Below are 13802 nucleotides of genomic sequence, written 5' to 3'. Positions count from 1 at the left end.
AGCGTCCGTCCCCCTTCGGTCCGCGTCGGTCCGCCTCCGCGCCCTCCCGCGCCCTTGACCGGTTCTGTCGGTGTCCTTTGCTTGACTCGGGGCATGACCGATCAGGTGATCCTTGTCCTCGGCGCCACGGGCTCCACCGGCCGTCGCGTGGCCGACCTGCTGCGAGCTGCCGGCCACCCCGTGCGCGCCGCCTCCAGGAGCGGCGAGACCAGGTTCGACTGGTCCGCGCCCGACACGTGGGAGGCCGCCGTGACCGGCGCGTCGGCCCTCTACCTGATGGCCCCCGACGGCACCCCGGTCGATCCGGCGTTCGTGTCCCTGGCCGTGGAGCGGGGCGTCGAGCGGATCGTGCTGCTGTCCAGCGGGAGCATCGAGACCATGGGCGACGAGCGCCTCCTGGCCGCCGAGCGCACGGTCCGCGGCTGCGGCGCCGCGTGGACGATCCTGCGGCCGAGCTGGTTCGACCAGAACTTCGACGAGGGCTTCTTCCGACCGGCGATCATGGCGGGCGAGCTGATGCTGCCGCTCGGCGACGTGGGCCAGGCGTTCGTCGACGCGGGCGACATCGCGGCCGTGGCCGTGGCGGCCCTCACGGGGAAGGGCCACGAGGGGCGCTCCTACGAGGTCACCGGGCCGCGCTCGCTGCCGTTCGAGGAGGCCGTGCGGATCGTCGGCCGGGCGGCCGGGCGCGAGGTGCGCTATCTGGGCGGCGACGAGGACTACATCGCGGCCAACGGCTTCTCCGGGGAGTCGATCCAGGCGGCCAAGGCGTTCGCGGCCCTGCGCGCCGTCGGCGACCAGCCGGTCGCGGAGACGGTGAGCCAGGTGACGGGCCGCCCGCCCAAGTCCTTCGAGACCTACGCCGAGCAGGCCGCCGCCGCCGGCGCCTGGCGCTGACCCGGGCCCTGGCTCGCCGCCTGACGCTGACCCCGGCCCGGCTCACCGCCTGGCGGTGACCTCCGCTCACCTCCTGGCGCCGACCCGGCTCACCGGAGCTGCCTGACCAGCTCCACCGCCTCGCCCAGCAGCCCCGCTTCGCGCTCGGTGAGCCCCTGGTCCTCGTCGCGGCGCGCCTTGACCCGGTCGAGCGGCTCGCCCACGTCCAGGTCGCCGCCCAGCTCGGCCGCCAGCGCGACGAGCGTCGACCGCGCCGTGGGCGCGAACGCGAACTCCGGGTCCACGGCCACCTGCGCGAGGATCAGCGCCGACATCGCGTTGTCCAGCGCGGGCGGCCCCTCTCCGGCGTTGCACCAGTCGATCACCACCGGGCCGCTCGCCGTCAGCATCACGTTGTCCGGATGCAGGTCCAGGTGCAGGATCCGGTCGGCGGGGTCCGACGACTCCATGGCCGGGATCTCGTGCAGCCGCCGCAGCAGCCGCGCCTGGATCGCACCGGCCTCCTCGGGCGTGAGCTCCCCGTCGACCACGGCCCGCAACATCGTCGGCCCGGACAGCCGCCCCATCACCAGGTCCGTGGCGTCGCCCTCATCGGGATAGACCTCGGGAACGGGATAGCCGTGCCCGGCCACGTACGCCATGACCGCCGCCTCCCCCGCGGTGTCGGTCTCCCTCCGGTAGCGGCGTAACACGCGCCCGCCCCCGATCGCGTACACGTCCGCGCTGCGCCCCGTCCCCACCAGCTCCCCGAGCTCCATGAGCCCAACCTACGCGGCGATCCGCTCCAGCTCGGCGCGTTCGGCGGCGTGCTCGCGAGCCATCGCGTCGGCCAGCTCCCGCACCTCGGCGGCGCCGCCCGAGCTCCGCTCGCCGTCGGCGACCAGCACGAGCTGATCCAGGTACGCCCGGAGCAGCTCGGTGAACCGCCGGTCGAAGCCGCGGCCCCGCGACCCCTCCAGCGCCTTCAGCTCCTCGGCCGTGGGCATGCCCGGCATGTCGTGCTGGGCGTGCGGGTTCTCACCGGTCACCCGGGCCCGGACGAGCAGCGCGCGCAGCCGTCCGCGCCCCGCCTCGTGCGCCCTGCCCAGCCGTGCCGCCAGCTCGCCCAGCGGCCGTTCGGCCGCACGCTCGGGGGCGAGCGCGAGGAGGGGCAGCGCGCGCGTGTGCAGCGCGTCGGCGAGTTGCAACCAGGCCACGTCGGTCGTGCTGAACCCGGGGCCGGCGGCGGGCGTGGCGACGGGCTCGACGGCAGCCGAGCAACCCGCCAGGACCAGGACCAGAATCGGCAGCAGGCATCGCAGCACCGGCACTCCCCGGGGCCAGGTCCGGGCGGGAGCGGCCTCCCGCCCGGACAGCGGACAGGATCTACGACGGGCGCCCGTCGGCGCCGCACTTGATGATCGGGCGGATGCAGTCCCGCACCCGGCGCTCCATCTCGGCCACCGGCCAGGCGTTGAAGAAGTCGCCGTGCATCGTGAACCCGCCTCCCGACGACAGCCGGAAGTGTGAGGGGTCACCGCTCACCGGGTAGCGGATCACCTGCCGCAACTTCGGCACCGGCACGGGATGCGTGCTCGGGCACGCCCCTGCCACCGGGTAGGCCATGTGGCTCTTGTGGTCGGCGGAGTCCAGGTCCCGCCCGTTCCAGCACTGCGGGAAGTCCAGGTACGACTCCAGCATCGTCCCCGACGGGCAGTTCACGAAGTCCTTGGAGGCCCCCACGTGCCCGGCGTGCAGGCAGGACCAGCGGGAGATGGTCGTGCTGTCGGGTCCGGTCGCCCTGGCGTTGCCCGCCACGATCCGCAGCCCCAGGGGCAGGGGCTGGATCCTGGCGATGATGTCGTCACGCACCCCCTCGCCGAGGTAGTAGAAGGTGACGATGGCCGGCTCGACGGGCGCGCCGTCCCGGTAGAGGGTCGGCACCCAGTACGACGACTTGTCCACGGCCGGGTTGCAGTTGGTGGCGCCGTTCAGCAGGTCGTTGAGCTGGGTGTGGGCGTTGGTGACCCGGCTGCCGAAGAAGCTGTGCATGTGCGAGGCGCCGGGCAGCCCGGGGAAGACGATCGGGTCGTCGGGCAGCCGGTGGCTGAACGGGCAGTCGGCGAGGAACTCCGCCACCCGTACGGGCTCGGCCACCGCCGGGCGCGGGGCCACGGCGAACGTCGCGAGCAACACGGACAGCAGGGCGATGAGACGTGAGGCGAGCATGGCGGCTCCCTTGGTGATCATTGGTAGACCCGCACGTAGTCGACGAGCATCCGGGACGGGAACGGCGTGGCCGTGTTGGGCGGGCCCGGCCAGTCACCGCCGACCGCGAGGTTGAGGATGAGGTAGAAGGGGTGGTCGAAGATCCAGGGGCCGCGCGTCTGCTCCACCTGGTCCTTGCTGAGCGTGAACACCGTCCGGCCGTCCAGCGTGTAGACGATGCCCTTGCTGTCCCAGTGGGCGGCCCAGACGTGGAAGTCGTCGGAGTAGTCGGCGCCGTTCGGCAGCGTGTACGGCGACCCGATGCCCCCGCCGCCGTTGTACGCGGGCGCGTGGACCGTCGAGTACGACGTCTTCACGTCCTTGCCGAGGACCTCCATGATGTCGATCTCGCCGTTGTACGGCCACGGCCGCCCGGTCAGGAAGTCCGCCCCCATCATCCAGAACGCCGGCCAGAGCCCGTTGCCCTTGGGTACCTTGATCCGGGCCTCGACCCGGCCGTAGGTGAAGTGGAACTTCGTGCCGGTGTTCATCCTGGCGGAGGTGTACTGGCAGGTGGTGCTGCCGGTCAGCGGGTCGGGCGGGCAGGCGGACCCGGGGGTGGCCTGCTTGCGCGCCTCCATGACCAGGTGGCCCTGGCCGTCCATGGAGGCGTTGTCGTGGTTGGTGTAGTACTCCAGCTCGTTGTTCGGCCCCGTGCCCGGGTCCGCCCGCCACTTGGCGGCGTCGGGCTTGCTGCCGGACGGGCCGTTGAACTCGTCGCTCCACACCAGGGCCGGCGGGTTCGCGGGGTCCTTCGGCGGGGCCGGCGGGTCGGTCGGGTCGCCCCCGGTGCCGTACACCTGGAACTCCCACAGGCTGTAGCCGTAGGCGGTGGCGCGCTGGGTGCCGTACATGCGGACGTACCTGCCGGTGCCGGTCACGCTCAGCGTCTGCTTGAACCCGCTGCCGCTGGTCGTGTTGTAGACGGTCGTCCAGTTGTTCGCGTCGTTGGACACCTGGAGCTGGTACGACCTGGCGTAGGCCGGGTCCCACTGCAGGACGACCTTGCTGATCTGCGCGGTCGCGCCGAGGTCCACGTAGATCCAGCCCGGGTCCGTCCAGGCGGCGGTGGCCCACCGGCTGGCCGGGTCCAGGTCGAACGCCCTGGCCGGGGTGCACTCCCAGCAGTTGCCGTCGTGCTGGGAGCTGGAGGCGACGCCGGGCTTGTTGTAGGACAGCAGCCGCTCGCCGCCGGAGCTGCCGCCGGTCCCGTACACCTTGAACTCCCAGAGGCTGTAGCCGTACTGGGTGGCGCGCTGGGTGCCGTGGACGCGGACGTACCGGCCGCTGCCCGAGACGGTCAGGGTCTGGTTGCCGCCGGTCGCGGTGGTCGTGGAGTGGAGGGTGGTCCAGGACGTGCCGTTGGCGGACACCTGCACCTGGAAGGCGGTGGCGTACGCGGCCTCCCAGCTCAGCTCGACCTGGCTGACGGCGACGGTGGAGCCGAGGTCCACCTGGATCCACTGCGGATCGGAGAAGGCGCTCGACCAGCGGGTGCCCGCGTCGCCGTCCACGGCGGCGGAGGCGGGGAAGGCGGCGTTCTCGGCGGAGGAGGCGGTGGCGGGTTTGCCCTGGGACAGCAGGGGGTCGGCGGCGCGGGCGGGCAGCACCGCCACCAGCGACATGGCGAACATGAGGGCGACGAGCGTCGCCAGGCGGCGTAAACCTGGGCTGCGGGGTGGACTCACGACGTCTCCGTCAAACTGGAGGGATGGTTCGAGGGAGCGCTCCCTGAGATGGAGACTGCTCGCGTCCCCAACCTCTGTCAAGGTCTGGGTTAACCCTCCGGAAACCTCCTCGACGCATCAGAGAGCGCTCTCTTAACGCCTCCTCGACCCCCGCCGTTCGCCCTGACCGGCCACGATGCGCGCGAGGACGACGAAACGCCCTCACCCCTCCCCGGCGCCCGAGAAACCCCGGATTCCACCCCGTCTTGACTCTCCCCCGTCCCTCGGCTCACCCTTCTGCGGGAGCGCTCTCTCAGCACGGAGGAGGCAGGTGAACCGTCCGACGCCGGAGGCGGCACCCGGGCCGGGTTCGACCGCGGCCCGGGCACCCCCGTACTCCTCCCGGCCGAGCGTGATCGTGCGGAAGGGGCGGCTGGTCAGCCCTTGATGCAGATGAGCTGCCGCAGGTGAGCGACCACCTGCACCAGATCCCGCTGCGCCGCCATCACGGACTCCAGGTCCTTGTACGCCCCCGGAATCTCGTCGATCACCCCGGGGTCCTTGCGGCACTCCACACCCGCGGTCTGCTCCTGCAGGTCCTTGACCGTGAACGTCTTCTTGGCCTTGTTCCTGCTCATCTTCCGCCCCGCGCCGTGCGAGGCCGAGTTGAAGGCCGCGCTGTTGCCCAGGCCCTTGACGATGTACGTGCCGGTGGCCATCGAGCCCGGGATGATCCCCAGCTCACCGCTGCCCGCCCGGATCGCGCCCTTCCGGGTGACCAGCACGTCGACCCCGTCGTACCGCTCCTCGGCCACGTAGTTGTGGTGGCAGGAGATGGGCTGCTCGAACGCGATGTTCGGCAGGTGACGCCGCAGCACGTCGCACACCAGGCCCATCATGAGCGCGCGGTTGCGCCGCGCGTAGTCCTGGGCCCAGAACAGGTCGCGCCGGTAAGCGTCCATCTCCGACGTACGGCCGAGGAACACCGCCAGGTCGCGGTCCACCAGCCCCTGGTTGTGCGCCAGCCCGCGGGCCACCCCGATGTGGTGCTCCGCCAGCTCCTTGCCGATGTTGCGCGAGCCCGAGTGCAGCACCACCCAGACCCAGCCCTCGTCGTCCGCGCACACCTCGAGGAAGTGGTTGCCCCCGCCGAGCGTGCCCATCTGCACCTCGGCCCGCTCGCGCCGCGCCATCACGGCCGGCGCCAGGTCGTCGAAGCGCTTCCAGAAGTCCGCCCACCCGGCCGTGTTCAGCCCCTGCACCTGGCCGGGGTCGACCGGCCGCTTGTGGTGCCCGAACCCGACCGGCACCGCCTGCTCGAGCTTCCCGCGCAGGTAGGCCAGGTTGTCGGGGAGCCGCGAAGCCTGGTACGAGGTCTTCACGGCCGTCATCCCGCACCCGATGTCCACGCCGACCGCCGCCGGCGACACCGCGTCCTTCATCGCGATGACCGAGCCCACCGTCGCGCCCTTGCCGTGGTGCACGTCCGGCATGACGGCGACACCGTGGACCCACTCCAGGTTCGCCACGTTGCGAAGCTGCTGCATCGCCTGCGGATCGACCGCCTCCGGCTCCGCCCACATCCTCAGGGGCCGCCGGGTTCCGGTCACCTCGTTGTACGTCATCCTGTATCGCCTCCCTCCCGGTCACATCCCGAACGCGATCTATCACGCCAGAATCCCCATACCCACCGCAACCGAATTAGCCCGCCCGTATTGGACCTGTGTCCGGGCCGACCAGCTCCAGCGTGCGCTCGTGCAGCCGCCCGGCCGATGCCCTGGTCGACCGGCCCGTCGTTGATCCCAATCTTCAGGGGTTCCGCACGAGCTCTTCGTCACGTACGGCCGGCGGCGCCCCCTCCCTGCCCGGCAGCAGCGGGACGAGGGCCAGGACGATCAGGTTGGTGGCGACGGCGATCCAGAAGACCCCGCGCAGCCCGCCGATCGTGCCGGCCGCGGTCTGCACGACGAGCGTGACCAGGGCGACGCCGAGCGCCGCGCCGAGCTGGTTGAGCATGTAGAGCACGGAGCTGCCCTGCGCCACCAGAGGCCCGGGGAGCGTGCGGTAGAGGGAGCCCATCGTCGGGGCGCTGAAGCAGCCGCTGCCCAGCCCGAACGTGAGCGCCGCCAGCGCCGGCCACACCTCCGGCGTGTCGGGCCCGATCCGCGTCAGGGCGAGCACGCTCACGACCGCCACGACCGCGCCCCCGGCGGCCAGGCCACGCGCCCCGAGCCGGTCCGAGAGCCGCCCGGCCAGCGGCATGGCGATGGAGCCGCCGAGCCCCAGCGGGGCCATGAGCAGCCCGGCGGCCAGCACGTCGAGCCCGTGCGCCTGCTGGTAGTACAGCGGCAGCGCGAACAGCCCGGCGAACAGGCCCATGCCGCCGAGCCCCATGATGGTGACGCTCGCGCTGAACCCCCGGTTGCGGAACAACCGCAGGTCGATCAGCGGTGTACGGCGGCCGCGCAGCGCGTGAACGGCGTACCCGATCAGCAGCACGGCCCCCAGCCCGAGCGGCGTCATCGCCTGCCACGCCCCCGGCGTCCCCTGCTCGGCCGTCTGCGACAGCGCCAGCACGACGCCCGCGAACCCGGGCCCGAGCAGCGCCAGTCCCACCACGTCCAGCCGCGCGGATCCCCGCTCGACGGGCTCGTCGGCGGGAATCACCCGCAGGGCGAGCACCAGGGCCACGACGCCGACGGCCACGCTGATCAGGAACATCGCCCGCCACGTCAGCGCCCCGAGAATCGCCCCGCCCGCGATCGGCCCGAGCACCGGCCCCAGCGACAGCACGACGCCCATCAGCCCCATCACCCGGCCGGCCCGCCGGGGCCCGGCGGCGCGGGCGAGCAGGATCAGCACGAGCGGATCGAGCAGCCCCGCGCCCACCCCCTGCACCACCCGGAAGGCGATCAGGCTGCCGACGTTCCAGGCCAGCCCGGCGGCCAGCGAACCCGCCAGGAACAGCAGCAGTCCCGCGACCCAGAGCCGCTTGCCGCCGTACCGGTCGACGGCCCAGGTGGTGAACGGGATGGTGGCGGTCACGGCGAGCAGGAATCCGGTGGACGCCCAGCCGATGGTGCTGAGCGAGGTGTCGAAGGCCGTGGCCAGGGTGCCGGTGGCGACGGCGGCCATGGTGCTGTTGAGGATCCCCAGCAGCCCGCCGAGCAGGACCACGGCGATCGTGGCCAGCAACCGCCGATCCAGCCGATCGTCAGTATCTGAACTCATGGGTTCAACATATTTACCCGTCTCGTTCGCACGCAACCTATGCCGTACAGACATTTGAACCCGTGAGTACAATCGGAGCCATGACCACCACGCGGGGACGGATCGACAAGCGGCAGGCGATCCTGGACGGCGCGTTCACCGTGTTCGCCCGGCAGGGCTACGCCCAGGCGTGCGTGCAGGACATCGCCCGTGAGGCGGGCGTGGCGAAGCCGACGGTGTACAACCACATGACCGACAAGGCCACCCTGTTCAGGCACGCCATGGAGGCCGCGGCGCGGACCTCGCTCGACGAGCGGGTCGCCGCCCTGGAGCCGCTCTCCATCCCCGGCGACGACCTGCGCGCCACGCTGGAGGAGGTGGCGTACGCGCTGCTCCGCCTGCACACCGACGGCCGCTCGTGCGCGCTGCGCCGGCTCCTCTACTCGGAGATCACCCACTTCCCCGACATCCTGGACATCGTCAAGGAGAGCGGCCCCGACCGCCTCAACCAGGCGCTGGCCGACCGGCTGGCCCGGCTCGCGCTCGCCGGCCGCCTGCGCACCACGGAGCCCGACCTCGCGGCCGAACAGTTCATGGCCCTGCTCCTCGGCCCCCTGGAGGCCCGCTCCCAGATGGGCACCCGGCAACTGGCGGACGAGGAGTTGCGGGCCATGGCGAACGCCGCCGTGGAGACGTTCGCCCGGGCGTGGATCGTGTCCTGACCAACCCGCACCCAACCGAACACGCATGGCGCAATGCGGCCGACAAGACCCCTTGTCGATGGTAGGCAAGGGATATAGTCTGCCGGGTGTGGTGGAACGAGACGACTACGCGGCCATCCGTGATCGGATCATCCGGCTCTCCCACCTCCATGGCTTGCGCTGCGACTGGGCGGAAACGACGAAGCGACAGCGATTCCTCCTGCTATGGGATGCCGAGGGCCGCGTCGCGGCCCGGGCGATCGTCCCGCTGTACCCAGGGGAGACCCCGCACCTGGTGGACTCCCTCGAACAGGGGCTCGCTCACCTGTTCGGCGACGAATGGCTGGAGGATCGATGACCGCAGACCGCGTTGACGTCCACGTCACCATGGCCGGCAACCTGTGGCTGGCCAAGGTGGACGGCGTGGCCGGCGGCATGTCCGCCCGTACGCTCAAGGAGCTGCACGGCGACGTCGCCGAGGGGCTCCCGTTCCTGTTCGCCGACCGCGCCCAGCCGCCCGCGCCGGTCTACCACTACGCCCTGCCGGGCCTGTCGGAGCAGGACCTCGACGACTTCGCCGCCCTCCAGCGCCAGGCGGCCGCGATCGCCGAGGACTACACCCGGACGCTGAAGAAGCGGGTCAAGCACATGCACGAGCTGGGCCTGTCCGACGGGGACATCGGCGAGCTGCTCGGGCTGACGAAGCAGCGCATCCAGCAGATCCGGACGAACGCCAACGACGAGGCTCGCCAGAGCGGCTGATCAGGAGCTCTCCGGGGCGCTGTCGGTCCATCCGGCCTCGATCAGCACGGTGGAGTTCCAGACCGCGCCCGGCTCGAACCCGGCCTGCGGCCCGCCCGGCTTCACCACCACGTTCTCACCGGCCAGGGGCTGCCCGGTCGCCTCGTCGAAGACCAGCCGGTTCTCGTAGACCCCGCCACCCCTCGGGCTCTCCTCCACGGACACGGCCGTGCCCTGCCGTCCTTCGGCGTCGGTCACGTTCTCGGTCACCTTCACCTCGTCGAGCTCGGCCAGCATGCGGAACGCCGCCCCGCGCACCTCGGGCGTCACCGGCATGTCCATGATCAGCCCCATGCTGACCCTGAACAGCCAGGCGTCGCCCGACATCTCCTCGCCGGTGGACTCGGTCCCGTGCCCCTCGTAGGAGGCCAACAGCCACTTCTTCAGCCTGCGGGGATCGCTCGGGAGCCCCCGGAGGTCCTTCATGGTGACGTTCCGCCCGAGCCAGAACACCTTGTCGCCGTCCACCAGCGGGCTGTGGCTCGTCGTGACCTTCCCCGGAGAGGTGGACAGCGGGATGGTGCCGTACTTGGCCGTTCCGCGCCCCTTGCCCGGTACGACCGCCTCGAACGCGGCCGGTGACCCCGCCCGCTCCCAGGCCTTCCGATCCTCCTCGGTGGCGGGCTCCGCGCCGAGCGACTGGCTGCGCGACCACTGCTCGCCCCCGGTGGCGCTGGGCGTCCACCCCTCGCTGCGGTCCCGCTGCACGACCAGGTAGCCGCCGCCCTCGACCGTGTACAGGTTCCTGCTCACCGACACGCTGTGCCAGTAGGCCCCGCTCCCCTCGTCCTGCCGGGCCGCCTTCTCGGCCGCCGCCAGCAGCACCTCCCGGGCCGACAACGTCACCCGGGGCGCCGTCGTACCGCTGGGGCCGGCGCTCGCCACGACGCCCTGCCCGCCGGGGGCGCGCGGCGTCGCCGGCACGGTCCCGTTCCCCGACACGACCACCACCGCCGCCGTCACGGCGGCCGCCGCCCCCGCCAGCCCCAGCCCCCACGCCGGCCGCACGGCCTTCCGCCGCCTCCGTCCTTCCCTGGACCCCGACATGGCGCGCGCCAGCTCCAGGGCCCTGGTGCTCTCATCCACCGGCCGGTCACCGAGATGCGCGGGCCTGGCCGCCCGAAGTTCGTCGATGGGGTTCATGACCACTCCTCGCTGAGATTCCGCACGTGGGGCATGGACGGCGTTTCCGCGACTCTCGCGCGTTCGGCTGCTCCGGGCATGCCGGGGGATTCCGGCCGCCGCCCGCCGCGCCGTCCCCGAGCCGGCCCCGGATCCGAAACCGCCTCCATGGCCTGCCTGAGCCGCTTGCGAGCCCGGTGCAACCGCACCCGGTACGCCGCCGACGAGCACCCGATCACCCGGGCCGCCTCCTTGGGCGACAGTCCGTGCCAGGCGACGAGGACGAGGATCTCCCGGTCGTCCTCCGGCAGCGCGGCCAGTGCCCGCAGCACGCCGAGTCGCTCGGTGACCTGATCGGCCACGTCCCCCTCGGTCCAGGCCCGCAGCTCGGCGGCGAGCGCCTCCCGCCGGACCTCCGCACGCACGCTGTCACGCAGCACGTTCCTGGCGACGCCGAGCAACCACGGCAGCGCCGGCTCGGGCACGTCGTCCAGCCGCCGCCAGGCGATCGCGAACGTCTCGCTCACCACCTCGTCCGCGACCTGCCGCCCCGCGCGACTGACCACGTAGGCCCACACGCGTTGCCGGCATTCGTCGTACATGCCGGTGAACCGGTGCGCATCATCCGTCACCGCCCAGCCCCTTCGTTCGGGATGCGTTCTTCTGACACCAGGAAGTGGTCCGAGCCCTCCTGTTGTTACGCATCAACCGAAATTTCGTGGCACTGCCACCGGCTCTTGCCCACCGACCAGTGACGGCAGATCCATCAGCAGCACGTCTCCCCTCCGCCGCGCCGCGTCGAGGAGGTCCGGCTGGAAACCTTCCGTCGAGAACAGCGCCAGTACGGCCGACCCCGTGTCGTGCCCGTGTTCCGCCAGCAGCTCCTTGAGCCGCTCCAGTCGCTGGAGATCCGCCATGGTCCGCCGGGTGACCGTCGCCTTGGCCTCGCCGATGACGCTGATGACCGCCCGCCCCGCCCTCTTGTCCAGGGCGACGACGTCGATCTCGTGCTTGGCCTGCCCCTTCCTGTCGTTGACCACGGTTGCCGTGACCATGCCCGCGTTCCCCCGGAGAGCCGGATCAGCCTGCCCCCGGAGCCATTCCCTGGCGCAGAGCTCGAAGTGCGGCCCCAGGATGCCCGCGACAAAGGCCGGCCGCGAACGCCGCCACGCCTCCGCCGCCTGTCCCGTGTCCACGAGATCGCGCTGCGGCACGGTGATCAGATTGTGGAAGCGCACGATGGGATCGACCACGGTGATCACCGGGCGCCGCTCCCACAGGGGGTCGGTGTCGTACCTCAGATATCCGGCGCTCACCAGCCCGTCGATGGGCCGTGTCAGCGACGTACGCGGCTGCTCCAGCAGCCCGCCGATCTTCGCCGGACTGGTGGCCCCGTTCGCGACCGCATTGATGATCGCGTAGTGCAACGCACTGCCGGTGAACTTGGGGTCCTCCCGCAACAGGTATTCGGCCTCGCTGCCGGAGAAGAGCGCCTGCCTCGGGTCCAGGACGGTGCCTGGTACCCAGTCGTCCACGTCGGCGACGGTCCGCGGGGGCGGGACATTGGCCAGGTTCCGATAGCCGGGAGAACCGCCGAGGATCGCGTGCACGCGCAGGGCCGTGGCCGGGTCGTCGATCCCCCAATGCCTGGCCGTGGTCCTCACATCGAACGGTTGCAGGCGCAGGTCGAGCGCAGCCCGGCCGCGCAGGGCCTTGGTGCCGGAGAGCAGCTCGTTCATCACCGACATGGCCGAACCACAAACGATCACACGCCCGCCCGGCACGCCCTGGCCGGCCTGGGACTGGTCATAGAGCAGCTGAAGCAGCCCGGGAAGCTCGGGCGAGTGAGCCATCCAGTACGGCAACTCGTCGATGACGAGGACCCCCGGCGCCTTCCCGCCACGGCCGGACGTCAACTCGATGGCCGTCGCGAGGAGAGATTCCCAGCCCGCGTCGGTGATCAGCTCGCCCGGCACCCCCGCGTATCGGGCGATCTCCGCCGCCAGCCGTCGCCGCGCGGCGACCACGCCCTCCTCCGCGACAGCCGAGACGTAGAGCCCGCCGGCGGTTTCCGCGAGTGCCCGGAGCAGGAAACTCTTGCCCACCCGCCGCCGCCCCGAGACGACGCCGAGGCGAAGATGCGGGTCCGGATGCTGGATGAATTGGGTCAAAGCAGCCCACTCGGCTCCCCGGGACAACACTCGCTGCGGCTTCTGCACTGGCGTCACCTAACTTGTATGTTTCCGAGCATACTAATTAGGTTTCAACGCGCCACGCCAGTCGCCTCAGCACTCCGCACTCCACTAGCATCGGTAGCGGCAATGTCACGCTGGGTGATGGCGGTCAGGGCTTCCGTTCGATCCGTCAAAGCGGCCTTCCACGGGCGACAACTCTGACGGCTGGGTCTGGTGAACGGCGCCCTGGCCGCCTTCCTCCCCTTGAGCCCCCACCCGGCCTGGGCCGATCGGTCAGTTCCCACCTTGTAGCGTGGTGCCGGTCCAGGAGTCCACCCAGGGAGCAGCCGCATGCGCTGGCAGGTCCACTCGGAAGAACCGCTCTACACCGATCGCTGGCTGGATGTCCGCATGGCGGATGTGGAGCTTCCGGACGGAAGGCACCTCGATCACCGGCTCATCCGGACCGCACCCGGAGCCGGTGCCGTCGTCACCGACGAGCAGAACCGGGTGCTGCTGATCTGGCGGCATCGCTTCATCACCGACACCTGGGGCTGGGAGGTCCCGATCGGGAAGGTCGAGGAGGGTGAGGAGCCGATGGAGGCCGCCGCGCGCGAGGTCGAGGAGGAGACCGGGTGGCGGCCCGGGCCCTTGCGTCCGTTGCTCTACACCCAGCCGAACAACGGCATCTCCGACTCCGAGCACTACATCTTTCGCGCTGACAGCGCTCAGCACATCGGGCCGCCCACGGACACCTGGGAGGCGGAGCGTGTGGAGTGGGTCTCTCTGAGGGAGATCCGCCGGTTGATCGACAAGCGGGACATCGTGGGTGGGACCAGCATGAACGCGCTGCTCTACCTGCTCAGTGAGGCGGGCTGAGCGTTCGCCGGGCGACAGCCCGGCCCGCCCCGCGCGAAGCGCTCCACAGGCGAAGCCCTTCGCGCCCGGGGCGGGTCCAGACCGGTGAACCACCGAGACCCCGG

General features: G+C 71.3%; 14 protein-coding genes. 5 read left to right on the top strand and 9 right to left on the bottom strand.

Annotated features, from left to right (window positions below; all coding sequences use genetic code 11):
- Positions 1-93 precede the first annotated feature (93 nt).
- Positions 94-897, top strand: coding sequence for an SDR family oxidoreductase (locus tag ACTWPW_RS15075; RefSeq protein ID WP_443169048.1), 804 nt, complete (start codon positions 94-96; stop codon positions 895-897).
- A gap of 89 nt (positions 898-986) precedes the next feature.
- Here ACTWPW_RS15075 and ACTWPW_RS15070 read toward each other — a convergent pair whose 3' ends face one another.
- From ACTWPW_RS15070 to ACTWPW_RS15045, 6 genes are all read right to left on the bottom strand, one after another.
- Positions 987-1655, bottom strand: coding sequence for a phosphotransferase (locus tag ACTWPW_RS15070; RefSeq protein ID WP_443169047.1), 669 nt, complete (start codon positions 1653-1655; stop codon positions 987-989).
- A 9-nt stretch (positions 1656-1664) separates the two neighbouring features.
- The gene (locus ACTWPW_RS15065) at positions 1665-2201 is read right to left on the bottom strand and encodes a DUF305 domain-containing protein (protein ID WP_443169046.1); all 537 of its coding nucleotides are present in this window, start codon (positions 2199-2201) and stop codon (positions 1665-1667) included.
- A 61-nt stretch (positions 2202-2262) separates the two neighbouring features.
- A complete protein-coding gene (locus ACTWPW_RS15060; RefSeq protein ID WP_375113390.1) occupies positions 2263-3105 on the bottom strand; it encodes a DUF1996 domain-containing protein in 843 nt (280 codons plus the stop codon).
- A gap of 17 nt (positions 3106-3122) precedes the next feature.
- Complete coding sequence (locus tag ACTWPW_RS15055; protein WP_443169045.1) at positions 3123-4832, bottom strand: discoidin domain-containing protein; 1710 nt, start codon at positions 4830-4832, stop codon at positions 3123-3125.
- Positions 4833-5248: 416 nt separating this feature from the next.
- Positions 5249-6436 (bottom strand): RtcB family protein, encoded by a 1188-nt coding sequence (locus ACTWPW_RS15050; RefSeq protein ID WP_443169044.1) that lies wholly within the window; start codon positions 6434-6436, stop codon positions 5249-5251.
- 184 nt (positions 6437-6620) lie between these two features.
- A complete protein-coding gene (locus tag ACTWPW_RS15045; protein ID WP_443169043.1) occupies positions 6621-8042 on the bottom strand; it encodes a DHA2 family efflux MFS transporter permease subunit in 1422 nt (473 codons plus the stop codon).
- Between the two features lie 80 nt (positions 8043-8122).
- Here ACTWPW_RS15045 and ACTWPW_RS15040 point away from each other — a divergent pair, with 80 nt between their 5' ends.
- The 3 genes from ACTWPW_RS15040 (at position 8123) to ACTWPW_RS15030 (ending at position 9484) form a co-directional block, all read left to right on the top strand.
- Positions 8123-8743 carry a TetR/AcrR family transcriptional regulator gene (locus ACTWPW_RS15040; RefSeq protein WP_443169042.1) on the top strand — a complete coding sequence of 207 codons (621 nt, stop codon included), beginning with the start codon at positions 8123-8125 and terminating at the stop codon, positions 8741-8743.
- 88 nt (positions 8744-8831) lie between these two features.
- On the top strand, positions 8832-9080 hold the full coding sequence (locus ACTWPW_RS15035) for a hypothetical protein (RefSeq protein WP_375113385.1): 249 nt from the start codon (positions 8832-8834) through the stop codon (positions 9078-9080).
- Positions 9077-9484: a hypothetical protein gene (locus tag ACTWPW_RS15030; protein ID WP_364118813.1), complete on the top strand. Its 408-nt coding sequence runs from the start codon at positions 9077-9079 to the stop codon at positions 9482-9484. Before ACTWPW_RS15035 ends, ACTWPW_RS15030 begins: the two co-directional genes overlap by 4 nt.
- On the opposite strand, the gene ACTWPW_RS15025 is transcribed toward ACTWPW_RS15030, so the two are convergent.
- The 3 genes from ACTWPW_RS15025 to ACTWPW_RS15015 all read right to left on the bottom strand — a co-directional run bounded on the left by ACTWPW_RS15025 (position 9485) and on the right by ACTWPW_RS15015 (position 12816).
- Positions 9485-10666: a CU044_5270 family protein gene (locus tag ACTWPW_RS15025; protein WP_443169041.1), complete on the bottom strand. Its 1182-nt coding sequence runs from the start codon at positions 10664-10666 to the stop codon at positions 9485-9487. It lies immediately after the preceding gene.
- Positions 10663-11277, bottom strand: coding sequence for an RNA polymerase sigma factor (locus tag ACTWPW_RS15020; RefSeq protein ID WP_443169040.1), 615 nt, complete (start codon positions 11275-11277; stop codon positions 10663-10665). The genes ACTWPW_RS15025 and ACTWPW_RS15020 overlap by 4 nt, the downstream gene beginning before the upstream one ends.
- A gap of 72 nt (positions 11278-11349) precedes the next feature.
- Positions 11350-12816, bottom strand: a complete 1467-nt coding sequence (locus ACTWPW_RS15015) for an AAA family ATPase (protein ID WP_443169039.1) — start codon at positions 12814-12816, stop codon at positions 11350-11352.
- Positions 12817-13170: 354 nt separating this feature from the next.
- Here ACTWPW_RS15015 and ACTWPW_RS15010 point away from each other — a divergent pair, with 354 nt between their 5' ends.
- The gene (locus tag ACTWPW_RS15010) at positions 13171-13698 is read left to right on the top strand and encodes an NUDIX domain-containing protein (protein WP_375113380.1); all 528 of its coding nucleotides are present in this window, start codon (positions 13171-13173) and stop codon (positions 13696-13698) included.
- Positions 13699-13802 lie beyond the last annotated feature (104 nt).

This window comes from Nonomuraea sp. KM90 (genome assembly GCF_052246675.1).
Taxonomy (GTDB): Bacteria; Actinomycetota; Actinomycetes; order Streptosporangiales; family Streptosporangiaceae; genus Nonomuraea.
This window is presented reverse-complemented; position numbering and strand designations above follow the sequence as displayed.